Source organism: Streptomyces rhizoryzae, assembly GCF_023155275.1.
Taxonomy (GTDB): Bacteria; Actinomycetota; Actinomycetes; order Streptomycetales; family Streptomycetaceae; genus Streptomyces; species Streptomyces rhizoryzae.
The window spans coordinates 75,088-97,829 of the sequence record NZ_JALMUV010000021.1 but is presented as its reverse complement, the minus strand read 5'-3'; the positions used below and the strand labels follow the sequence as shown (position 1 = coordinate 97,829).

Here is a 22,742-nt window from a genome sequence, read left to right as displayed (position 1 = left end):
GACCTGGTGGGACGACGTCAGGACGAAGCTGAAGGGGAGGCGAGGCGACGTGCCCGCGGACCGGTTCTCCACCGCGACCCGGCTCAAGGCGCTCGGCGAGCAGGCGGCCGCCCGGGTGCAGCGCGCCGGGCGGCGGCCCCGCCGCAACCGCCTCACCGGCCGCGCCGCCCTGCTGGCGCTGGTGCTGTGCTCCCTGGTGGTCGCCCTGGCGTACCCCACCCGGCAGTACATCTCCCAGCGCTCCGACATCGCCGACCAGCGCCGCAAGGCCCAGGACGCCGCCGCCGCGCTCGACCGCCTGCGCGACGAGAAGGCCCGCTGGCAGGACCCGGCCTACGTCCGCCAGCAGGCCCGCCGCCACCTGCACTACGTCATGCCGGGCGAGACCGGGTACACCGTCCAGGACGGCTCCGGCGTCCGCGCCGCCCCCAGGGGCGCGCAGGCCGCCCCGCGCCCCTGGTACGACAAGCTCTGGGACGCCGTGGACACGGCCGACGCCACCGGCACCGCGGTCGCCGCCGGCAAGCGGTAGCCCCCGGCCGTCCCCACCGGCGAGACTGTACGGGCGGGACCGCCTCCGGCCGCCCGCCACCGACCATCCGGCCCTCACCGAAAGCGCACATGGACACGCCCCCGCCCCAGACCGAGCCCACCGAGCCCACCGCCGCGGACATCGCCGCCTTCAAGGAGCAGCTCGGCCGGCCGCCGCGCGGCCTGCGCGCGATCGCCCACCGCTGCCCCTGCGGCCAGCCGGACGTCGTCGAGACCGCCCCGCGCCTGGAGGACGGCACCCCCTTCCCCACGCTCTACTACCTGACCTGCCCGCGCGCCGCCTCCGCGATCGGCACGCTGGAGGCCAACGGCGTGATGAAGGAGATGACCGAGCGGCTGGCGAACGACCCGGAGCTCGCCGCGGCCTACCGCGCCGCCCACGAGGACTACATCCGCCGCCGGGACGCCATCGAGGTGCTGGAGGGCTTCCCCAGCGCCGGCGGGATGCCCGACCGGGTCAAGTGCCTGCACGTCCTGGTCGGCCACTCCCTGGCCGCCGGTCCGGGCGTCAACCCGCTCGGTGACGAGGCACTGGCCATGCTGCCCGAGTGGTGGCGGAAGGGCCCGTGCGTGAACCCGTGCGCCGCGGCCGGCGACGCGACCGCCGAGGGGGAGTCCGCATGAAGCGCGTCGCCGCCGTCGACTGCGGCACCAACTCCATCCGCCTGCTGGTCGCGGACGTGGACCCGGCCACCGGTGAGCTGAAGGAACTCGACCGCCGGATGCAGATCGTCCGGCTGGGCCAGGGCGTGGACCGCACCGGACGGCTGGCGCCGGAGGCCCTGGAGCGCACCTTCGCGGCCTGCCGCGAGTACGCCGCGGTGATCGCGGAGCTGGGCGCCGAGCGGGTGCGGTTCGTGGCCACCTCCGCCTCCCGGGACGCCGAGAACCGCGACGACTTCGTCCGCGGGGTCGTCGGCATCCTGGGCGTGGAGCCCGAGGTGATCACCGGGGACCAGGAGGCGGAGTTCTCCTTCACCGGCGCCACCAAGGAGCTGACCGGCCACCCGCACATCGAACTCCCCTACCTCGTCGTGGACATCGGCGGCGGTTCGACCGAGTTCGTGCTGGGTGACCGGACGGTCCGCGCGGCCCGCTCGGTGGACGTCGGCTGCGTGCGGATGACCGAGCGCCACCTGCTGCGCGACGGCGCGCTCTCCGACCCGCCCACCGCGGAGCAGATCGCCGCGATCAAGGCCGACATCGCCGCGGCGCTGGACCGCGCCGAGGAGGCCGTGCCGCTGACCGAGGCGGCCACCCTGGTCGGCCTGGCCGGTTCGGTGACCACCGTCGCCGCCATCGCGCTCGGCCTGGACCACTACGACTCCGCGGCCATCCACCACTCCCGGATCTCCCTGGACACCGTCCGGGAGATCACCGGGCGGCTGCTGCACTCCACCCACGCCGAGCGCGCCGCGATCCCGGTCATGCACCCCGGCCGGGTCGACGTCATCGCCGCCGGCTCCCTGGTACTGCTGGCGATCATGGAGCGGGTCGGCGCCGCGGAGGTCGTGGTCAGCGAGCACGACATCCTGGACGGCATCGCCTGGCACGCCGCACTCGACGAGGCGTGACCCCGCCGCTGTGCGGACCGCCCGGATCCCTTGGGCTCCGGGCCGTTCGCACTCAGATGCTGCGGTAGACGTCGTGCCGGTCGCCGACCCTGACGACGAGAACGATGAGCTCGGCGTCCTCGACCCGGTAGGCGATCCGGTAGGTGCCGACCCGGAGTCGGCAGAGGCCCGACGGGCCGGAGAGTTTCTTGATGTCGGCGTCCTCGCGGTACGGATCGTCGCCGAGCGCGGTCAGTGCGGCGAGGATGCGCATGGCAGCAGGCCGATCGATGGCGCGAAGCTGTCGCTGGGCCGCTGCGGTGAACCGCAAGGCGTACGTCACGCAGCGTCTTCGGAGCGCTCGGTGCCCCTCGCCGGCCCGGGCCCGGGAGGGCCGGTGAACCACCCCCGCGGGCCGGGCCCTTGGGCGCGCGGCGCCCCGCGCGGGTGCTGTCGAGGGCCTCCGGACGCCGCCCCGGAGGGCCGCCGGAAAGAAAGTTCGTGAAATCCTTCACATGAAAAACCCGCCTCTCGGGCGAACTACGGGGCCATCCGTCCCTCATTCGAAGGTCCTAGGACTCATCTGCCCGGGATTTGCGGGGTCTACGGTGGGTCTTCGGCGGGGTGCGACAGGGTCTCCGAAGGCCGTGGTACGGCCCCTCGGAGCGGGACAAGCCCTGATCAACGGGGGTGTCCAACGTGTCGCGTTATACCGTGGTTCCCCGAACGCACTATGGCGTCCGTCACGGGGGCGGCGGAGTGTAGCAGATGCCCCCGACATTCTTGTGAAGGGGCTCACGAGCGACCCCCCATGTGGGGGTGGATACTCGATTGCATGAGCACCACGGAGCGTCCCAGGATCCTCGTTGTAGGCGGTGGGTACGTAGGCCTGTACGCGGCGCGCCGCATCCTCAAGAAGATGCGGTACGGCGAGGCGACCGTCACGGTCGTCGACCCGCGCTCGTACATGACGTACCAGCCCTTCCTCCCTGAAGCTGCGGCCGGCAGCATCTCCCCCCGTCATGTCGTGGTCCCGCTGCGGCGCGTGCTGCCCAAGGCGGAGGTCCTCACCGGGCGGGTGACGACCATCGACCAGGACCGCAAGGTCGCCACCATCGCCCCGCTCGTGGGCGATGCGTACGAGCTGCCCTTCGACTACCTCGTCGTCGCCATGGGCGCGGTCTCCCGCACCTTCCCGATCCCCGGCCTGGCCGAGAACGGCATCGGCATGAAGGGCATCGAGGAGGCCATCGGCCTGCGCAACCACGTCCTGGAGCAGCTGGACAAGGCCGACTCCACGACCGACGAGGAGGTCCGCCGCAAGGCGCTGACCTTCGTCTTCGTCGGCGGCGGCTTCGCCGGTGCGGAGACCGTCGGTGAGGTCGAGGACATGGCCCGCGACGCCGCGAAGTACTACAAGAACGTCAAGCGCGAGGACATGCGCTTCCTGCTGGTCGACGTCGCGGACAAGATCCTGCCCGAGGTCGGTCCCAAGCTCGGTGCCTACGGCAAGGAGCACCTGGAGTCCCGCGGCGTCGAGGTCTACCTCAAGACCGGTATGGACTCCTGCGTCGACGGCCACGTGATCCTCAACAACGGCCTCGAGGTGCTCTCGAACACCATCGTGTGGACCGCCGGCGTCAAGCCGAACCCGGCGCTGTCCCGCTTCGGCCTGCCGCTCGGCCCGCGGGGCCACATCGACACCGCCGCCACCCTCCAGGTGCAGGGCACCGACTACATCTGGGCCGCGGGCGACAACGCCCAGGTCCCGGACATGGTCGGCCGCCGGAACGGCAACGAGAACGCCTGGTGCCCGCCGAACGCGCAGCACGCGCTGCGGCAGGCCAAGGTCCTCGGCGACAACGTGGTCTCCGGTATGCGGGGCTTCCCGCAGAAGGAGTACAGCCACGCCAACAAGGGCGCGGTCGCGGGCCTGGGCCTGCACAAGGGCGTCGCGATGATCGTCATGGGCAAGATGAAGATCAAGCTCAAGGGCCGTCTCGCCTGGTACATGCACCGCGCGTACCACGGCATGGCGATGCCGACGTTCAACCGCAAGATCCGGGTCTTCGCCGACTGGACGCTGGCGACCTTCCTCAAGCGCGAGGTGGTCTCGCTCGGCGCCATGGAGAACCCCCGCGAGGAGTTCTACGAGGCCGCCAAGCCCGCCCCCGCCCCGGCCGCCGCGGCCGACGGAGGCAAGCCGAAGGCCAAGGCTTCCTGATTTCCCGGTCGGGTACTCCGACCAGCCCGAAGGGCGTCCGCCATCCGTGGGGCGGGCGCCCTTCGGCGTGCCCGGGTGTGGCCGAAACCCGGCGCCGTGTTGTTCTCTTGCTGACGAACGGGACTATCCGCGCGCCCACTTGGCGTTTACGTGGTGGGTGAAACTTCTTTGCCCCGACTCGTCACGACGGAGGTGTGCGACATGGCCGGTGCCGCTGGACGGCTCACCAAGCTCGCCGAGGAGGTGCTGGGAGCCCCGCTTCCGGTGCGGATCCGCGCCTGGGACGCGAGCGAGTCCGGTCCGCCGGGCGCCCCGGTGCTGGTCTTCCGCAACCGCCGCGCGCTGCGCCGGCTGCTGTTCAAACCGGGCGAACTGGGCCTGGCCCGGGCCTGGGTGGCCGGCGACCTCGACGTCGACGGGGACCTCTACGAGGCGCTGGACCTGCTCGCCGGGACGATCTGGGAGCGCGGCGAGGCCGCCGGGAAGCCGGCCCGCACCGCCGCGCTGCGCGCCCTGGCCCGGCCCGAGATCCGCGCGGCCGGGAAGGAACTCCTGTCGCTGGCCGGGCTGCCGCTGCCGCCCGCGCCGCCCGCCGAGGAGGCCCGCCCGCGCCGCGGCGCGCTGCACTCCCTGCTCCGCGACCGGCAGGCCATCAGCCACCACTACGACGTCGGCAACGCCTTCTACGAGCTGGTGCTCGGCCCGTCGATGGTCTACTCCTGCGCGTACTGGAAGCCCGCCGGCCAGGCGGCCGGCGGCGCGCCCACCCTGGAGGAGGCGCAGCGCGACAAGCTCGACCTGATCTGCCGCAAGCTCGGCCTGTCCGAGGGCCGGCGGCTGCTGGACGTGGGTTGCGGCTGGGGTTCGATGGTGCTGCACGCGGCCCGCGAGTACGGCGTCCGGGCGGTCGGTATCACGCTCTCCGAGGAGCAGGCGACCTACGCCCGCAAGCGGGTCGCCGAGGCCGGGCTCACCGACCGGATCGAGATCCGGGTGCAGGACTACCGCGAGGTCGGCGACGGGCCGTTCGACGCGATCTCCTCCATCGGGATGGCCGAGCACGTCGGCCGGGCCCGCTACGCCGAGTACGCCGGCCTGCTGTACGGCCTGCTGCGGCCCGGGGGGCGGCTGCTGAACCACCAGATCGCCCGGCGGCCGCTGGTGGACGAGGAGGCGTACCACGTCGACGAGTTCATCGACCGCTACGTCTTCCCCGACGGGGAACTGGCGCCGGTGGGGCGGACGGTCGCCCAGCTGGAGGAGGCCGGTTTCGAGGTGCGGGACGTGGAGGCGATCCGGGAGCACTACGCGCTGACGCTGCGTCAGTGGGTGGCCAATCTGGAGCAGCACTGGACGGAGGCGGTGCGCCTCACCTCGCCGGGGCGGGCCCGGGTCTGGCGGCTCTACATGGCCGCCTCGGCGCTGTCCTTCGAGCGCAACCGCATAGGGGTCAACCAGGTGCTGGCCGTCCGCACCCCGGACTCCGGCACCTCCGGGCTGCCGCTGCGGGCCCGCGACTGGCGGGGCTGAGCGGCGCCGCCCGCCGGTCCGCACGGACCGGGCCGGGCACGACGGCAAAGGGCCCCGGTCCCGCGCGGTGCGGGACCGGGGCCCTCGGCCTGCCCAGGGTGCTCGGGCCGGCCGGCCGCTCCGGGCTACTCGCTCTTGATGGCCTGGAGCATGTTGAGCTTCGCGGCCCGGCGGGCCGGCCACAGCGCGGCCAGCACGCCCACCAGCGCGGCCACCGCGAGGAAGACCGCCATCCGGCCCCAGGGCAGGACCAGTTCGTACGTCGGCAGCGAGCCGCTGATCAGCTCGCCGGCCGCCCAGCCGAAGAAGACACCCAGGCCGATGCCCAGCACCCCGCCGAAGAGCGAGATCACCAGCGACTCCAGGCGCACCATCCGCTTGATGCCGCGGCGGTCCAGGCCGATGGCGCGCAGCATCCCGATCTCCTGGGACCGCTCGAAGACCGACATCGCCAGGGTGTTGATGACGCCGAGCACCGCGACGATGACCGCCATGGCCAGCAGCCCGTAGACCATGTTCAGCATCAGCGTGAACATCTGGGCGATGGCGTCGGAGACGTCCTTCTTGTCGGCGATGGTGATCGCGGGGTTCTTGCCCAGCGCGTCGACCAGGGCGTCCTTGGCCTCGGGGGTGGCCCCGTGCACCGTCTTGACCATCACCTGCATGTCGGTGGCGTGCTTCTGGTGCGGGGCGAGGGTGCCGTTGTCCAGGAGGATGCCGCGGATGACCTGGTTGCCGCGGTAGACCCCGCTGACGGTGAGCGTGCCCTGCTTGCCGTCCTCGAACGTCACCGGGAACCGCGAGCCGGGGTGCCAGCCCTTCGCCTTGGCCAGCGCGTCGTCCACCACCGCGCGGCCGCCGCCGAGCGTGCCGAGCGCGCCCTGGGTGAAGTCCAGGCTGGTGAGCTTGGCGAAGTCGGGGCCGTTGACGCCGGTGAGGTACTCGGTGGCGGTGCCGACGCGGGCCGGGGAGTTGCGCAGCGGGCTGGACGCGGTGACCTCGGCGGAGGCGGCGAGCTTCTTCGCCACGTCCGGGGAGAGCGGGGTGCCGCTCGCCATGGAGACCACGTAGTCGGCCTTCAGGGCGGAGGTGGCCATCTTGTCGATGCCGTGCTGCACACTGCCGGCGATCACCGTCAGGCCGGTGATCAGGGTCAGCCCGATCATCAGCGCGGAGGCGGTGGCGGCCGTCCGGCGCGGGTTGCGGACCGCGTTCTGCCGGGCGAGGACGCCGGAGATCCCGAAGAGGCGCAGCACCGGGGCGGCCAGTGCGATCAGCGGCCGGGACAGCAGCGGCGTCAGCACGAAGACGCCGATCAGCAGCAGTCCGGCGCCGGCCCCCATGGTGACCTTGCCGTCCGACATCCCGGTGGCGACCAGGACGGCGGCCGTACCGGCGCCGGCGAAGAGCGCGCCGAGGGTGTTGCGGACCACCAGCGACTTGGTGGTGGCGGTGGCGTGCACGCTGTTCATCGCGGCGACCGGCGGGATCTTCGCGGCCCGGCGGCCGGGCAGCCAGGCGGCCAGGACCGTGACGACGATGCCGACCAGCAGGGAGATCAGGATCGTGGTGGGCGAGACCACCAGCGGGCCGTCGGGCACCCGGGCACCGGTGGCGCCCATCAGCGCGCGCAGCCCGGCCCCGACGCCGATACCGGCCGCCAGGCCCGTCACCGCGGCCACCGCGCCGACCACCAGCGCCTCGGTCAGCACCGAGCGGGTGACCTGGCGGCGGCTGGCGCCGACGGCGCGGAGCAGCGCCAGTTCCTTGGTGCGCTGGGCGACCAGCATGGTGAAGGTGTTGGCGATGATGAAGATGCCGACGAACAGCGCGATACCGGCGAAGGCCAGCAGGCCGGTCTTCATGCCGTCCATGCTCTGCGCGATCATCTTGGCCTGGTTGTCGGCGAGCTGCCGGCCGGTGGTGGCCTCGGCGCCGTGCGGCAGCACCTTCTCCACCGCGGCCTTCAGCGCCGTCTGGGACGTGCCGGGCGCGGCCTTGAGGTCGATCTCGTCGAACTGGCCGGGCGCCGTGAACAGCTTCTGGGCGGTGGCGGTGTCGAACAGCGCGAGGCTGCCGCCGGCCGAGACCGCGCCGTCGTCGGTGGTGAAGATGCCGGTGAGCTTCTGCTCCCGGACCGGGCCGTCGACGGATATCCGGACGGTGTCGCCGACCTTGTAGCCGCCGCGGTCGGCGGTGCGGGCGTCCAGGGCGAACTCGCGCGGGCCCTGGGGCGCCGTGCCGCTGCGCATCGGGTAGCGGGCGTCGGTGCCGCCGGGGCCGGGGGAGTAGTTGGCGCCGCGGGTGGAGAAGCCGTCGCCGATCATCGTGCCGTGCTTGTCGGCGATGGCGGTGAAGCCGGAGACGCTGCCGGTGGCCGAGGCGGCGCCGGGCAGCCGGGCGGCGGTGTCCAGCAGCTTCTGGTCGAGCACGGAGCGGGCGGCGCCCGGTGCGGTGCCCGGGTCGGCCGGGCCGCGCGACTGCTGGATGGCGACGTCGACGTTGTCGAAGCCCTTGCGGGAGCTGGTCTGGAGGGCGTCGGAGAGGGTCGAGGTGAAGACCAGGGTGCCGGAGACGAAGGCCACGCCGAGCATCACGGCGAGGACGGTCATCAGCAGCCGGGCCTTGTGCGCGAGCACATTGCGCAAGGCGGTACGGAACATGGGTGGGTCAGTCCTGGAGGAGTGGTCCGGGGTGGGGGAGGCGGCTGCTGCCGGTCAGCCGACGCGGTCCTCGGCGTCGGCGCCGGGGGCCTGGGGGCGTCCTCCGGGGAAGCGCCGCATGCGCTCCAGCACGCCCTCGGCGGTGGGGTCGGGCATGTCGTCGACGATCCGGCCGTCGGCGAGGAATATCACGCGGTCCGCGTAGGACGCCGCGACCGGGTCGTGGGTCACCATCACCACCGTCTGGCCCAGCTCACGTACGGAGTTGCGCAGGAAGCCGAGGACTTCGGCGCCGGAGCGGGAGTCGAGGTTGCCGGTGGGCTCGTCGGCGAAGATGATCTCCGGCCGGGAGGCCAGGGCGCGGGCCACCGCCACGCGCTGCTGCTGGCCGCCGGAGAGCTGGCTCGGCCGGTGCTTGAGCCGGCCGGACAGGCCGACGGTCGTCACCACCCGGTCCAGCCAGGCGCGGTCCGGCTTCCGGCCGGCGATGTCCATGGGGAGGGTGATGTTCTCCAGCGCGGTCAGCGTCGGGAGGAGGTTGAACGCCTGGAAGACGAAACCGATCTTGTCGCGGCGCAGCTGGGTGAGCTTCTTGTCCTTGAGCCCGGTCAGCTCGGTCTCGCCGATCCGGGCGGAGCCGCCGGAGATCGTGTCCAGCCCGGCCATGCAGTGCATCAGCGTGGACTTGCCGGACCCGGAGGGGCCCATGATCGCGGTGAAGTGGCCCTGCCGGAACTCGACGGACACCGCGTCCAGCGCGACCACCTGGGTCTCGCCGTGTCCGTAGACCTTGGTGAGATCCGTGGCGCGGGCGGCCACCGCGGTGCTGCGGGCGGCGGAGGGGGCGCCGAAGTGGGTGGTGCTCACGGGAAGGGGCTCCTGTCGGGGTGAGGGACGGCCGCCCGGTGCCGGCGAAGCGGCGGGTCGGGCGGGAACTTCGTCTCCATCGTCCGGCAGCTCTCCGTTTTGGACGTCAACCCGTGTGACCGTCCTGGAACCACTCCCAGGGATTAGCCCGCCGGGCCCTGTCATCCCTGGGTAGGAGGGGCACCCCTGAGGCCAAAGGCCCTTCCGGGGCGGCCGCCGGGGGGTGCGCAGGGGGCCGGGAGGGGCGTCGGAGCCCCGTCGCGCAGGCGTCGAGTTTCCGTCAATTCAGACACCAATTCCGCCCCGGTGGTCCACCGCGAACATGGGCATCAGGCATGTGCCGGGGGCCCTGCCGGGCGCTGATGGTCCCTCAGTTGCCAATAAAATAAGACAACCTCGGGATGAGCGGCCGATCTGCGTCGTGCGCTGCGGGCTACGCTCGTGCTGCCTTCTATGAGGCGGCATGGGGGACCCCAAGCCCGGATGGTGGAATGCAGACACGGCGAGCTTAAACCTCGCTGGCCTACGGGCCGTGCCGGTTCAAGTCCGGCTCCGGGCACTTCCCGCGGGCAGCGGGACAAGGACCCGTATATACCTTGAATATTCAACATATTCCGCGGCGGGGCCGCCGGGTTTTCCCGGCGGCCCCGCCGCGTATTGCCGGTCCGTCCGCTCAGCGCTCCACGAGCGCGAACAGCGCCTCCCAGCGGGCCACGATCTCGTCGGTGGAGAACCGCTGGATGTTCTCCCGGGCGGCCTCGCCCATCCGGTCCCGCAGCTCCTTGTCCGACATCAGCGTGTCGAGGTGGCGGGCGAATTCGGTGACGTTGCCGGGCGGGGCCAGCAGGCCGTCGGTGCCGTCCGTGATGATCTCGCGGACGCCCGGCGCCACGTCGAACGCCACACACGGCACCGCGGTGGCCATCGCCTCCATCGGGGCCAGCGGGAAGCCCTCACCGCGCGAGCTCAGCGCGAAGACCGCGCTCTCCCGCAGTGCACCGGCCACATCGCCGGTCCGCCCCATCCACTCGACCGAATCGGCCACCCCCAGCTCGGCCGCCTGCTTGCGCAGCGCCTCGGCCTCCTCGCCGGAGCCGTAGATCCGCAGCGTCCAGTCCGGGTGCTGCGGCGCGATGCGCGCCCACGCCTCCAGGAGCAGGTCCACGCCCTTCTCCTCGTGGAGCCGGCCGATGCTGGCCACCACCTTGCGCGAGCGGTCCGAGGGGACGTCGGGGAAGAAGGGCAGCGGGTTGGGCATGAAGCCGACGTTGTCCATCCGCTGCCGGATCCACTTGTCGGCGTCCTCCCGGGTGAGCGGCAGCATCCGGTCGACGTCCTGGTAAAAGCGCTTGACACGGGCGAACCGGGACGACTTGCGGCAGGTCTCGAACGACTCGTGGCTCATCCCGATGACCGGCAGCCCGGCCGTGTCGGCCAGCGCCACCCACTCCATCGCCCACACCTGCGTGACGATCACCACGCCGCCCGGCCGCGCGGCCCGGAACAGCGCGGTCAGCTTCGCCGCCTGCTCGTGCATCCCGGCCTCGCGGGCGGCCCGGCGGCGCTGCTCGACGACGTTCAGCCGGTCCTTCAGACCGCGCACCGGGCGGACGCTCGGCGGGTGGACGTCGTAGAGCGTGGTGGTCTCGTAGGGCAGGTCGGGGCCCAGTTCGTGGACCCGGCCCTCGGGCGGCGGCACGATCCCGATGACGTGCACCCGGTGGCCCCGCTCCGCGAACAGGCGCGCCATCTGGTGCGACCAACTGGTGATGCCGCCCAGCTCGTTGACGCTGTTGGAGACGAAGAAGATGTCCCGCGGCCCGGCTGCGTTCGACTTGGTCATCAACGGCTCCACTGCGCAAAGAACTGGTCGACGATGCTCTGTGCGGCGTCGCCCCGGTCGTATTCCCCGAACTTGGCCACGAATTCCTTGCGGTCCTTGGCGTATTCCGCCTGCTGCGACTCGAAAGACGCCATCGCCTCGAAGAAATCCTCCTCGGTGCGCACGACCGGACCCGGTGCGTGTTCCAGCAGATCGAAGTACGTTCCGCGGCCCTCGTGGACGTATTCGTCGTAGTCGTAGGTGAAGAACATCAGCGGCCGGTCCAGCAGCGCGTAGTCGAACATCACCGACGAATAGTCCGTCACCAGGCCGTCGGCCAGCTCCAGGATCGGGGTGATGTCGTGGCGCGCCGAGACGTCGATGACCCGGCCGCGCACGGTCGGCGGCAGCACCACGTGGTTGAGGTAGTGCGAGCGGACCAGGAGGACGTAGCGGTCACCGAACTCGTCGGCGAACCGCTCCACGTCGAAGGGCAGCGCGAACCGGCCGTGCCGGCCGCCCGCCTTCCGGAACGTCGGCGCGTACAGCAGCACCTTCCGGTCGTCCGGAATGCCCAGCTCCGCCGCGAGCGGACCGCGCTCCCGGTGGCCGGTCTCGGCCTCCCGCAGCCGCGCCCGCACCAGCGCGTCGTTGCGCGGGTAGCCCACCCGCAGCAGCGTCTTCTCCTTCAGGCGGAACGCCTTGGCCAGCGTGCGGGCGTCGTGCTCGGTCCGGCACAGGAAGCGGTCGAAGCGGTCCAGGGAGCGCTGCTGCTCGGCCTGCTGCTGGCGGGTCTGCGCCTTGAGCGAGGGCTGGTCGAAGCCCATGTTCTTCAGCGCCGAACCGTGCCAGGTCTGGATGTAGGTGGTCTCGGGGCGCTTGGACAGCTTCAGCGGGTAGCTCTGGTTGTCCACCCAGAACTCGGCCTGCGCGAGCGCCTTCAGGTAGGGCAGCGACCAGCGCTTGACCAGGGTGGCGTCCTTGGGGAAGTCCTTGGGGGACCCGGCGTAGGACCAGATCGCCTCGAACTGGAGGCCCTGCCGGCGCATCTCCTCGTAGATCGCGCGCGGGCTGTCGCTGTACTGCTTGCCGAGGTGGCTCTCGAAGACCACCGTGCGCTTCTTGATCGGCAGCCGGCTGAAGACCTCGTGGTACGCCTTGAGCTTGGTGTCCCCCGAGGTGAGCGTCTTGCGCAGCGCCTTGGCCTTGCGGTAGCCGGCCTTGGCCAGCGTGCCCGGCTTGCCCTGCACGCCCTTGGCGATGAGGTCCTGGACCCGCTCGGCGCCGGCGCTCTCGCTGATCAGCCGGAACGCCAGGTGCCCCTTGGCGGAGACGTGCGGCTCGACGTGGTCGGCGACCATCCGGGTCAGCCGCGGCCGCACCGGCAGCGGGCCGCCGGCCAGCTCGGTGTCGGCGACGGTGAGCCGGGAGGTGGTGACCGCGCCGTCGGCCTTCAGTCGCAGCCGGACGTCCCAGATGGTGTCGACGATGCCCAGCGGGCGCAGGCCCGCGGTGAGGTCGGCGGCGGTCTCCCACACCACGGCGTCGCCCTCGTGGCGCAGCGTCCGCACCGGGAAGGTGAAGGACTGCAGGCTGCGGCGGCGGGCGCTGAACTCCAGCTCGCCGGAGAGCTTGGCGCCCTCGGGGATCGCCCCAAGGGGGTTGATGATCCGCCCGGCCAGGGTGACCGTGCTGCCGGACTCGGCGAAGCGGGTGAGCTGGTTGCGCAGGAACAGCTGGTTGACCGGCTTCTCGTGGTAGCCGAGGTCGGTCACGTCCAGCACCCGGCGGCCGAACGGGTCGTCGAGGTGCCCGTCGCACCAGTAGATCCGGCCCTCGTGCTCGGCCAGCCGGGAGGAGAGCTTGTCCCGGTTGATCAGGGTGTCGACGGCCGGGATGAGGTTCTCCCAGTCGCCCTTCTGGAGCAGGTAGGCGCAGATCGCCTGAATGGGCAGCACCCGCTCGTACGCCTCCGGGGCGATGCCCGCGAGGTACTCCCGGGAGAGCTCGGCGAACTCCTGGCGGTACGCCTCGTCCCGGAAGGGGAGGTCCCGCAGGTGGAGCACCAGGTCGTGCTTGAGGAATTTGACGTCCTTGGCGAGCTTCATCTCGGTGAGCCCGCGCTCGGCCAGCAGCGCGTCGATCCGCCGGTGGATCTCCAGCCGGTGGGTGTAGTTCGTCATTTCGTGGCGCCGGTTCGTCACCGACTTCACGGCGGCCTTCTCGAAGACGTTCCAGAAGTAGACCTGATTGGGGATCAGGGTGATGCGCTCCGCCGCCAGATAGGCGTCGGCGATAAACATCAGGTCCTCGTAGAACATCCCCTTGGGGAAGCGGAGATCGTTCTCGATGAGGAATTCACGCCGGTAGCACTTGTTGGTGGAGAGGGTGTCCCACACGAAAAGGTCCGGCAATTCCGTGACGGACTCCAGGGTCCGCGTCGTGGAATACAGCCAGGCGTACCACTCGTCGCGCTTCTGGTTCCGGGTGTCCTTGTGGACCCGGACGCACAGACCGGAGACGATGTCCGCGCGGGTTTCCTCGGCGGCCTCCAGCAAATTGCGGCAGGCGTTGTGCTCCAGGACGTCATCGCTGTCCAGGAACATGACGTACTGTCCCCGGGTGTGCTGAATGCCGAGGTTCCGCGGTTCTCCGCCGGCGCCGCTGTTCTCCGGCAGCTGGAAGGCCCTGACCCGCTCGGGATGGGTGGCCGCCAGCTCCTGCGCGACCTCGAAAGAACGGTCGGTGCTGCAATCGTCGACGATCACCACCTCGACGTCCCGGAGTGTCTGATCCAGCACGGACTGGACCGCGGTCGGCAACCGGTCGGCGTCGTTGTAGACAATGACGACTACTGAGACGTCAGGCACAGGCACCTCAACCCTCTTTCGCTGCTGTTTCCGGCCAGAATAACCCCATCTAGAGTGGGGGATTACGACCCCCCGCACCCGGGCGGCTACCACCGGTGACGGGTGCCGTCCGGCGAAGGGCAGGTGTCGGCCAGCAGGTATGACGACGGCTCTGGTCAATCGGTTGCGTCCGGGCGCGGGCACCAGACTTTTATCGGATTCGGATCATGCCGGTGACCCCGGGGTCCCGCAGTTGACGGAGCGGGGAAAAGCGCGTTCGACGGCGACGGGAAAAGATCGATTACCCGGATTTTGTCCGGACGATCTGACGGCCCGTTCCGGCCGGTGCCCCGGCCCGGGGAGTGGCACATGACACAGCGGCAGCTGTGACGAAGGCATCGCGGCCGGCACCCGGTCCGCCCCCGCGGGCACCTCCGGGCCGCGCCGTACGTCCTCCATGCGGAGGACGTGTCGTCCGGGTATCAGGGGAAGATCCTGCCCAAGGACGAGAGACGTGTCTTTGCCAAGCCATTACGCTTGCGACAAGGCCGCGCAGGGCGGCCATGGAGGAGTGAGATGAGGAGCAGCAACCCGGTCTTCTCGCGGCGGGGCTTCAGCCGCGGCACCGGCTACGCGGGCTTCGATGCGCCGCCGCAGGCCGGGGGCCCCGCAGCCAACCCCTACGCCGGAGCGAACCCGTACGCCGGAAGCAACCCGTACGCCACCCAGACGCCCCAGTACGCACCGCAGTACACCCCGCAGACCCGCCCGATGACGATGGACGACGTCGTCACGCGCACCGGCCTGACGCTCGGGACGGTCGTCGTCGGCGCCACCGTCGGCTGGCTCTTCCTCACCGGGCAGCTCGCCTTCGCCATCGGCGCCGGCCTGGCCGCGACCGTGCTCGGCTTCATCCAGTCCTTCCTGCGCAAGCCGGTCCCGGCGCTCATCCTGGGCTACGCCGCGCTGGAGGGCGTCTTCCTGGGCGCGCTCAGCGGCTACCTCAACGGCCTGCCGAAGATGAACGGCGCCCCGATGCAGGCGGTGCTGGGCACGATGGCGGTGTTCGTGGCCGTCCTGATCGCCTACAAGACCCGGATCATCCGGGTCACCGAGCGGTTCACCCGCTTCGTGCTGATCGCGGCGCTGGGCTTCGTGCTGCTGTCGCTGGTCAACGTGCTGTTCATGGTGTTCGGCGGGGGTGACGGCCTCGGCTTCCGCAGCGGCGGTCTGGGCATCCTCTTCGGCGTGGTCGGCATCGTGCTCGGCGCGGCGTTCCTCGCCATGGACTTCAAGCAGGTCGAGGACGGCGTCGCCTACGGCGCGCCCCGCGAGGAGTCCTGGCTGGCCGCGTTCGGCCTGACCCTGACGCTGGTGTGGATCTACTGGGAGATGCTGCGGCTGATCTCGATCCTGCGCGACTGATCCGCCGTACGGCACACGAGGGGCCCGCGGGCGACTGCCCGCGGGCCCCTCGCGCGTTTCCGGGCGCGGCCCGTGCCCGGGTCAGAACTTGCGGGCCGCGCGCCGGAGATCGTGTTCATGGACGATCGCCTTGGCGTGGCCGTAGGAGAGGTTGTGCGCGCCGCGCAGCCAGCTGACCTTCTCGTCGAAGCGGATGAGGGCGGGGCCTTCGTCGACGGTGCGGAGCCATTCGGCGATTTCCCGGCCCGTGCACTGCGGGATCCGGGAGAGCAGGTTCCGGTGGGTTTCTTCGGAGATGGACTGAGACATCGGCGCCTCCGGACGCGGTCGATGCTGGTTCTTCCGCTCACCGTGCCCGAGGCTTCCGGCGTTGGCAACCACGCGTGCGTTGCGCATAGGCTCGCGGCGTGCTTGACGTGACGCCTTTGCAGACCGCCGTGGACGCCCTCGCCGACCGCCTCCGGGCGCTGCCGCAGAGCGCCCTGCGGCGCGGCGCCGCGGCCGAAGGGCTCGCGCTGGCCCGGGAGTTGGCCACCCGTGCGCAGCTGATCGAGCGCCCCGGGGAGCCGCCCAGGGAGTTCCCCGACGCCGGGATGTTCGCCGCCGGCGACCAGCTGGCGGTGGCCGGACACGACCTCGCCGAAGCGCTGCGGGCCGCCGCCGCGGCCGTCCCGGACGACGCCGGGGCTGACGTGAAAGCGGCCCCCGCCGAGCAGCTGGCCCAGGCCGTGCGCCGGGTGCGGGAGACCGCTCAGAGCGAGGCGATCACCCGGTCGGCGAGGATGTAGACGCTCTCCTCGCGGCGCTCGCCCCAGGAGAACGTCAGGGCGTACGCGCCGGAGATCCCCGAACCGCCCAGCAGGACCGGGGTGTGGCCGTCGCGCAGCGCCCCGGCCACGCTCTCGGCGGTCTCGCGGTGCCCGGGCGTCAGGCAGAGCGTGGTGCCGTCGGCGAAGACGTACACGTCCAGGGTGCCCAGCGGGCCGGGGCGGACGTCGGCGAGCGGGGTGGCCTCGCGGGCCAGCTCCGCCAGGCGCGCCACGGTCCGCTCGTGGTCGGCGACGGCCGGGATCGGCGAGAAGTCCGGGTGCGAGGGGTGGCGGCGGCGGGCCGCGGCCAGCTCCGCGGACTCGGCGGGCTCCGTGGGCTCGGCCGGTTCGAACTCCGGCGTGTCCAGCGCCTCCAGGGCCTCGACGGACTCCAGCGCCTCCACCGACTCCAGGGCCTCCAGCGCCGGCAGCGGCTCCAGGGCGTCCGGACCGAGCAGCGACTCCAGGCCGGCCAGGTCCGCCTGGCGCGGAACGAACGGGTGGCCGTCGAACCGGTCCAGCTCCAGCCGCTCGGCCGCCTCCCGGCGCCCCTCGCGGCCGTCGAGCGGGACCTCGTCGCCCAGGCCGGCCAGCGGGCCGGACAGCGACGGGGCGTCCGCGGCGTCCCGGGCCTCCTGCGCGGCCCAGAAGGCGCGCGCCTCGGCCAGTTCCCGCTCCCGCTCCTCGGCCAGCGCGTCCGCGACGGCGGCACGTATGTCCGCGAGCGGGGTCTCGCCGGCCGGCACCCCGCGGGCCGCCGGGACCGCCGCGGCGGCCAGGCTCGCCGCCTCGGCGCGGGCGGCGGCGTCCGCGCGGGCGGCGACGAGTTCGGCGTGCAGCGCGGAGATCTGGCGGCGCAGGGCGCGGGCGGTGCTCAGGGCGGCGACGCCCAGCACCACGGCGACCGCCGCTGCCAGCAGCAGGACGAGGGTGGTGACAGTCATGCCGAAACCTCGCTTCGCTTGAGCCTCGCACTCGCGAGGCGCGCACCTTTCGGTGTTCGCTCACTTCCGGGCATACGCACACACTGTCGCGGACCGGTCACCGGCGTACTCCCGATAGCAGATTGTTCTCCGACTTCCTACAACAGCCGGACCCGGGTCGGCGACCGTTAGCGGGGGGCTATGTCCCGAAATGGGGTGCCCTTGGGGGCTCCTGCGGTCGGGTGGCCCCCGGCTGAGCTGCAAGGACGCTGCTTCCCCGGGATGTTGGTCACAATCCTGCGGGCGATTGGGTCGCGATCTTGTCACCGAGTGGCGTGCGTCACCCGCCGTCGCCGGCGGTGCCCGTATGAACGCGAAGGGTGCGCGGAGAACGGGAGTTGCCCCGTTTCCGCGCACCCCACCGAAGGCGCGGCCGTCCGCGACCGTCCGCTACGGCTCAGCTCAGCCGCGCGTGCCCTTGCTCGCGCTGAGCTTCGCTTCCGCTGCGGGCGGGTGCCGGGCACTCGTTCCTCGCGCCCGGCCCCCACCCTCCGCTCCAGCTCAGCTCAGCCGCTCGATCACCATCGCCATGCCCTGGCCGCCGCCCACGCACATGGTCTCCAGGCCGAACTGCTTGTCGTGCCACTGGAGGGAGTTGATCAGGGTGGTGGTGATCCGGGCGCCGGTCATGCCGAAGGGGTGGCCGACGGCGATCGCGCCGCCGTTGACGTTCAGCCGGTCCAGGTCGATGCCGAGGTCGCGGTAGGAGGGGATGACCTGCGCGGCGAACGCCTCGTTGATCTCCACCAGGTCGATGTCGGAGACCGACAGGCCGGCGCGCCGGAGGGCCTGCTTGCTGGCCTCCACCGGGCCGTAGCCCATGATCTCGGGGGAGAGGCCGGAGACGCCGGTGGAGACGATCCGGGCCAGCGGGGTCAGGCCCAGCTCCCGCGCCTTGGTGTCGGACATGATCACCAGCGCCGCGGCGCCGTCGTTGAGCGGGCAGCAGTTGCCCGCGGTGACCAGGCCGTCCGGGCGGAACACCGGCTTCAGGCCCTGCACGCCCTCCAGCGTGACGCCGGCGCGCGGGCCGTCGTCCTTGGCCACGACCGTGCCGTCGGGCAGCGTGACCGGGGTGATCTCCCGCTCCCAGAAGCCGTCCTTGATCGCCTGCTCGGCGAGGTTCTGGGACCGGACGCCGAACTCGTCCATCTCCTGGCGGGTGATGCCCTTGAAGCGGGCGAGGTTCTCCGCGGTCTGGCCCATCGCGATGTACGGGTCGGGCAGCAGGCCGTCGGCGCGCGGGTCCTGCCAGTCCGCGCCCTCCTGCTCGGCGCGGGCCGCGGTGCGCGCCTCGGCGTCCGCGAAGAGCGGGTTGTGGGTATCGGGCATGCCGTCGGAGGTGCCCTTGACGCTGCGCGAGACCATCTCCACGCCCGCCGAGATGAAGACGTCGCCCTCGCCGGCCTTGATGGCGTGCAGCGCCATCCGGCTGGTCTGGAGCGAGGAGGAGCAGTAGCGGGTGACGGTGCAGCCCGGGAGGTGGTCCATCCCCATCTGGACGGCCACGATCCGGCCGAGGTTGTGCCCCTGCTCGCCGCCGGGCAGACCGCAGCCCAGCATCAGGTCGTCGATCTCGGCCGGGTCCAGCTCGGGCACCTTGGCGAGCGCGGCCTGGATGATCGTCGCGGTGAGGTCGTCGGGGCGCAGGTCCTTCAGGGAGCCCTTGAACGCGCGGCCGATCGGGGAGCGGGCGGCTGAGACGATCACGGCTTCGGGCATCACGGCTCCAAGGGGTGAGTAGGTGCGGTGTCCGGCGCCTCGTCGCGCGGCGGCGCCCGGGCGGGCGGCGAACAGGGCGGACCGTCTGGGAAGTTACCTGCACGTACGGCGAGAGGTCACGCGGTGTGCGCTGTGATGCGGGCCTCTTTTCTAAGCGAGCGCTTATGGGAACGGGGCGGGGCGGGCGGGTATTCCCCGGCCGGCGGTCCGGGGCGGGCCCGCCGCCTGGCGGCCCCGGCCCCGCGGCGCCCCCTCACCCCGTCACCGGCGAGCCGTCCCGGTCGCCGTCCTCCGGCGCCGGCAGCCGGCGCCGCCGCCGGTGCTTGAGCAGGGCCCACGGCGCGCGGGAGGCGGTGACCTCCGTACCGCCCTCGGAGGCGGCCCGGGCGGCGGCCTGCTCGACGGGGAGGATGTCCTCGCGCCGGGCGGGCTCCGGCCGCTCCTCCTCCGGCCACAGCCCGAGCGCCGCGCACACCGTGGGGAACACCGCCATCGCGGCGGTGGCGTAGCCCTCGGCCGACGGGTGGTAGTTGTCCGGGCCGAACAGCTCCCGGGGACGGGCCTCGAACTCCGGCCCCAGCAGCGCGCCGAGCGAGACCGTCCGGCCGCCGTTCTCGACCACGCCGATGGTCTGCGCGGCGGCCAGCTGGCGGGACAGCCGGCGGGCCACCCACCGCAGCGGCTGGTAGACCGGCTCGATGGTGCCCAGGTCGGGGCAGGTGCCGACGACGACCTGGCAGCCGGCCGCGCGCAGCGTCCGCACCGCCGCGGACAGCTGCCGCACCGACTCCGCGGGCGGCAGCCGGCGGGTCACGTCGTTGGCGCCGATCATGATGACGCAGACGTCCGGGACCGCCTCGCCGTCCGCCAGGATCAGCTCGACCTGGCGCGGCAGGTCGTCGGAGCGGGCGCCGGGCAGCGCGACGTTGCGCAGGTCGACGGGGAGCTCGGCGAGCGCGGCCAGACCGCTGGCGAGCAGCGCGCCGGGCGTCTGGGAGGGCCGGTGGACGCCCTGGCCGGCCGCCGTGGAGTCGCCGAGGAAGCCCAGTCGCAGCGGGGGCCGGTCGGTGCGGTGGCCGAAGGCGGCGCCGTAGCGGCCGTCGGCGCACGGCGGGATGTCGCTGGAGCCGCCGACCGTCCGGCGGGCCAGCCGCACCTCGGTCAGCAGCAGCCCGACGGCGGCCACGCCCAGCAGCCCGGCCCCGCCGCCGCCGAACGCCGCCGCGGTCGCGATCCGCCGCGCCACCCTCGCCCTGGACCTCGTCATCGCCATCGGCCGGTACCTCCCCGTGCAGCGCGGGCGCGCCGCGGCACCGGGGCCGGACGCGCTCGTGAAAGGGCACACGCTCCTTCACCGGTGAGATGCCCGTTCCGGGCCGCACCGCAACGCACCGGGCCCCCGATGGAGCCGTCCACCCGAACCCGCGGGCCCCCGGTCCGGCCGGGCAATAGGCTGGCGGCACGGGCGCAGGAGAGCGTGCCCCCGACCGCGGAGACCACCGTGCAGTTTTACGATTCGATGATTGAGCTCGTCGGCAACACCCCGCTCGTCCGGCTCAACAGCGTCACTCAGGGGATCCAGGCAACCGTCCTGGTGAAGGTCGAGTACTTCAACCCGGGCGGATCGGTCAAGGACCGGATCGCGCTGCGGATGATCGAGGCCGCCGAGGAGTCCGGCGAGTTGCAGCCGGGCGGGACGATCGTGGAGCCGACGTCCGGCAACACCGGCGTCGGCCTCGCCATCGTGGCCCAGCAGAAGGGCTACAAGTGCATCTTCGTCTGCCCCGACAAGGTGTCGACGGACAAGATCAACGTACTGCGGGCCTATGGCGCGGAGGTCGTGGTCTGCCCCACCGCGGTGGACCCCGAGCACCCCGACTCGTACTACAACGTCTCAGACCGGCTGGTGCGCGAGACGCCCGGCGCCTGGAAGCCGGACCAGTACAGCAACCCCAACAACCCGCGCTCGCACTACGAGACCACCGGTCCCGAGCTGTGGGAGCAGACCGACGGGCGGATCACCCACTTCGTGGCGGGCGTCGGCACCGGCGGCACGATCAGCGGCACCGGCCGCTACCTGAAGGACGTCAGCGAGGGCCGGGTCACGGTCGTCGGCGCCGACCCCGAGGGCTCGGTCTACAGCGGGGGCTCCGGCCGGCCGTACCTGATCGAGGGCGTCGGTGAGGACTTCTGGCCGACCGCCTACGACCGCACGGTCGCCGACGAGATCGTGGCGGTCTCCGACAAGGACGCCTTCCAGATGACCCGGCGGCTGGCCAAGGAGGAGGGACTGCTGGTCGGCGGCTCCTGCGGGATGGCCGTGGTGGCCGGTCTGCGGGTCGCCGAGCGGCTCGGGCCGGACGACGTGATGGTCATCCTGCTGCCGGACAGCGGCCGCGGCTACCTCTCCAAGATCTTCAACGACGAGTGGATGGCCGACTACGGCTTCCTGGAGGAGAGCGGCACCGCGGCGCGGGTCGGCGAGGTGCTCCAGCACAAGGCGGGCGCGCTGCCCTCGCTCGTCCACATGCACCCGGAGGAGACCGTCGGCGAGGCGATCGAGGTGCTGCGGGAGTACGGCGTCTCGCAGATGCCGATCGTCAAGCCGGGCGCCGGGCACCCGGACGTGATGGCCGCCGAGGTCGTCGGCTCGGTCGTCGAACGGGAGCTGCTGGACGCGCTGTTCACCCAGCGGGCCTCGCTCTCCGACCCGCTGGAGAAGCACATGTGCCCGCCGCTGCCGCAGGTCGGCTCGGGCGAGCCGGTCTCGGACCTGATGGCGGTGCTGGAGACCGCCGACGCGGCGATCGTCCTGGTCGAGGGCAAGCCCAAGGGCGTGGTGAGCCGGCAGGACCTGCTGGCGTACCTCGCGCGCGGCGCCGGGAAGTAGCCGCCGCACCGCGCCGGGCGTGCGCGCCCGGCGCGGTCGCGGTGCGCCGCGGTGTCAAGCGTCCGTCAGGAAACGGCCCGTCGACGCAAGGGGTACGTATGCGTCACGTGCGCGCAGCACGGGCTTAACACTTCTCAGGCACAGTGATGTCAGGCGATGCGGACCTCCGGAGCGGCTCCCGGACCTGACCGGTCGCCAGGATGCGAGGGCCGGCCCTGACCCGGATCGCGTCCCGGGCGGGGACCGCCGTCGTCCCGCCCCCGGCTCCGGCCGGGGTGCGGCGGTCCCCGCCGAAACGCTTCCTCGGCGGGAGGGCTTCCTCCCGCCGAGGCGCTTCGTCCGGCCGAAGCGCCGCTCCGGCGCAGGAAGGGCCGCCTCCTGCGGGAACGCCGCTTCCTGCCCCGTCCGGGGCCGGGTCAGTCCCAGTCCTCCGCGGGCCGGTCCGCGCGGGTCCGCAGCAGGGCCCGCACCCCCAGGCTGTGGACGGCGTTGACGCCGACGATGCCGGCCCAGCACACCACCAGGCCGACCAGCCCCGCGTTGACCACGGCGATCGCGGTCAGCGGGATGGCCAGCACCAGCGAGACCACCGCGACGGCGAACCGCTCCCAGAAGCTCTCCGAGCCGCTCCCGGCGCGCGGCGGCCGCTGCCCGCGCGCCACCTGCACCTGCTGCTCGGCCACCTGCCGGCGCACCCGCCGCTCGACGTCCCGGTCGAGTTTCTCCAGGAAGGACTCCACCAGCTCGGCCTCGTACTCCGGCCCCAGCTCCTTGCGGGTCTGGAGCGTGGCGTCGAGTTCTTTCCGCAGATCGGGGTCGTGTGTCGCCATGCGCCGAGCGTACGGACGGGCGG

At 72.1% G+C, this 22,742-nt stretch carries 18 protein-coding genes and 1 tRNA gene; 9 read left to right on the top strand and 10 right to left on the bottom strand.

Annotation, left to right across the window (positions count from 1 at the left end):
- The first annotated feature begins 49 nt into the window (after positions 1-49).
- The 3 genes from MUU72_RS18535 (at position 50) to MUU72_RS18525 (ending at position 2,126) form a co-directional block, all read left to right on the top strand.
- A complete protein-coding gene (locus tag MUU72_RS18535) occupies positions 50-532 on the top strand; it encodes an FtsB family cell division protein (protein WP_248014418.1) in 483 nt (160 codons plus the stop codon).
- Positions 533-621: 89 nt separating this feature from the next.
- The gene (locus MUU72_RS18530) at positions 622-1,176 is read left to right on the top strand and encodes a DUF501 domain-containing protein (protein ID WP_248014417.1); all 555 of its coding nucleotides are present in this window, start codon (positions 622-624) and stop codon (positions 1,174-1,176) included.
- The gene (locus MUU72_RS18525; protein WP_248014416.1) at positions 1,173-2,126 is read left to right on the top strand and encodes a Ppx/GppA phosphatase family protein; all 954 of its coding nucleotides are present in this window, start codon (positions 1,173-1,175) and stop codon (positions 2,124-2,126) included. The genes MUU72_RS18530 and MUU72_RS18525 overlap by 4 nt, the downstream gene beginning before the upstream one ends.
- A gap of 52 nt (positions 2,127-2,178) precedes the next feature.
- On the opposite strand, the gene MUU72_RS18520 is transcribed toward MUU72_RS18525, so the two are convergent.
- Positions 2,179-2,448: a type II toxin-antitoxin system RelE family toxin gene (locus tag MUU72_RS18520; protein ID WP_248014415.1), complete on the bottom strand. Its 270-nt coding sequence runs from the start codon at positions 2,446-2,448 to the stop codon at positions 2,179-2,181.
- A gap of 492 nt (positions 2,449-2,940) precedes the next feature.
- Here MUU72_RS18520 and MUU72_RS18515 point away from each other — a divergent pair, with 492 nt between their 5' ends.
- Entirely contained in the window at positions 2,941-4,329 is a 1,389-nt protein-coding gene (locus MUU72_RS18515) for an NAD(P)/FAD-dependent oxidoreductase (protein ID WP_248014414.1), read from the top strand.
- A gap of 201 nt (positions 4,330-4,530) precedes the next feature.
- Positions 4,531-5,859 carry an SAM-dependent methyltransferase gene (locus MUU72_RS18510; protein WP_248014413.1) on the top strand — a complete coding sequence of 443 codons (1,329 nt, stop codon included), beginning with the start codon at positions 4,531-4,533 and terminating at the stop codon, positions 5,857-5,859.
- A gap of 125 nt (positions 5,860-5,984) precedes the next feature.
- On the opposite strand, the gene MUU72_RS18505 is transcribed toward MUU72_RS18510, so the two are convergent.
- Both MUU72_RS18505 and MUU72_RS18500 read right to left on the bottom strand, forming a co-directional pair.
- Complete coding sequence (locus MUU72_RS18505; RefSeq protein ID WP_248014412.1) at positions 5,985-8,522, bottom strand: ABC transporter permease; 2,538 nt, start codon at positions 8,520-8,522, stop codon at positions 5,985-5,987.
- A gap of 54 nt (positions 8,523-8,576) precedes the next feature.
- Complete coding sequence (locus MUU72_RS18500) at positions 8,577-9,389, bottom strand: ABC transporter ATP-binding protein (protein WP_248014411.1); 813 nt, start codon at positions 9,387-9,389, stop codon at positions 8,577-8,579.
- Positions 9,390-9,866: 477 nt separating this feature from the next.
- Between MUU72_RS18500 and MUU72_RS18495 the strand changes: the two genes are divergently transcribed.
- Positions 9,867-9,948 (top strand) — tRNA-Leu (locus MUU72_RS18495).
- Between the two features lie 114 nt (positions 9,949-10,062).
- Here MUU72_RS18495 and MUU72_RS18490 read toward each other — a convergent pair.
- A complete protein-coding gene (locus tag MUU72_RS18490) occupies positions 10,063-11,232 on the bottom strand; it encodes a glycosyltransferase family 4 protein (RefSeq protein ID WP_248014410.1) in 1,170 nt (389 codons plus the stop codon).
- Positions 11,232-14,081, bottom strand: coding sequence for a bifunctional glycosyltransferase/CDP-glycerol:glycerophosphate glycerophosphotransferase (locus MUU72_RS18485; RefSeq protein ID WP_248014435.1), 2,850 nt, complete (start codon positions 14,079-14,081; stop codon positions 11,232-11,234). The genes MUU72_RS18490 and MUU72_RS18485 overlap by 1 nt, the downstream gene beginning before the upstream one ends.
- Positions 14,082-14,636: 555 nt before the next feature.
- On the opposite strand from MUU72_RS18485, the gene MUU72_RS18480 reads away from it, so the two are divergent.
- A complete protein-coding gene (locus MUU72_RS18480) occupies positions 14,637-15,485 on the top strand; it encodes a Bax inhibitor-1/YccA family protein (RefSeq protein WP_248014409.1) in 849 nt (282 codons plus the stop codon).
- An 81-nt stretch (positions 15,486-15,566) separates the two neighbouring features.
- Here the strand turns inward: MUU72_RS18480 and MUU72_RS18475 are convergent, their stop codons facing one another.
- Positions 15,567-15,794, bottom strand: a complete 228-nt coding sequence (locus MUU72_RS18475; protein WP_248014408.1) for a DUF4287 domain-containing protein — start codon at positions 15,792-15,794, stop codon at positions 15,567-15,569.
- Positions 15,795-15,892: 98 nt separating this feature from the next.
- Here MUU72_RS18475 and MUU72_RS18470 point away from each other — a divergent pair, with 98 nt between their 5' ends.
- Positions 15,893-16,273: a hypothetical protein gene (locus MUU72_RS18470; RefSeq protein WP_248014407.1), complete on the top strand. Its 381-nt coding sequence runs from the start codon at positions 15,893-15,895 to the stop codon at positions 16,271-16,273.
- Here MUU72_RS18470 and MUU72_RS18465 read toward each other — a convergent pair.
- The 3 genes from MUU72_RS18465 to MUU72_RS18455 all read right to left on the bottom strand — a co-directional run bounded on the left by MUU72_RS18465 (position 16,237) and on the right by MUU72_RS18455 (position 20,272).
- On the bottom strand, positions 16,237-17,238 hold the full coding sequence (locus MUU72_RS18465; RefSeq protein ID WP_248014406.1) for a hypothetical protein: 1,002 nt from the start codon (positions 17,236-17,238) through the stop codon (positions 16,237-16,239). The two genes, MUU72_RS18470 and MUU72_RS18465, sit on opposite strands and share 37 nt — an antisense overlap.
- A gap of 540 nt (positions 17,239-17,778) precedes the next feature.
- Positions 17,779-18,999 carry an acetyl-CoA C-acetyltransferase gene (locus MUU72_RS18460; RefSeq protein ID WP_248014405.1) on the bottom strand — a complete coding sequence of 407 codons (1,221 nt, stop codon included), beginning with the start codon at positions 18,997-18,999 and terminating at the stop codon, positions 17,779-17,781.
- A gap of 253 nt (positions 19,000-19,252) precedes the next feature.
- Complete coding sequence (locus MUU72_RS18455) at positions 19,253-20,272, bottom strand: SGNH/GDSL hydrolase family protein (RefSeq protein ID WP_248014404.1); 1,020 nt, start codon at positions 20,270-20,272, stop codon at positions 19,253-19,255.
- Between the two features lie 228 nt (positions 20,273-20,500).
- Between MUU72_RS18455 and MUU72_RS18450 the strand changes: the two genes are divergently transcribed.
- Positions 20,501-21,889, top strand: a complete 1,389-nt coding sequence (locus tag MUU72_RS18450) for a cystathionine beta-synthase (RefSeq protein ID WP_248014403.1) — start codon at positions 20,501-20,503, stop codon at positions 21,887-21,889.
- 416 nt (positions 21,890-22,305) lie between these two features.
- Here the strand turns inward: MUU72_RS18450 and MUU72_RS18445 are convergent, their stop codons facing one another.
- Positions 22,306-22,719, bottom strand: coding sequence for a hypothetical protein (locus MUU72_RS18445; RefSeq protein ID WP_248014402.1), 414 nt, complete (start codon positions 22,717-22,719; stop codon positions 22,306-22,308).
- Positions 22,720-22,742 lie beyond the last annotated feature (23 nt).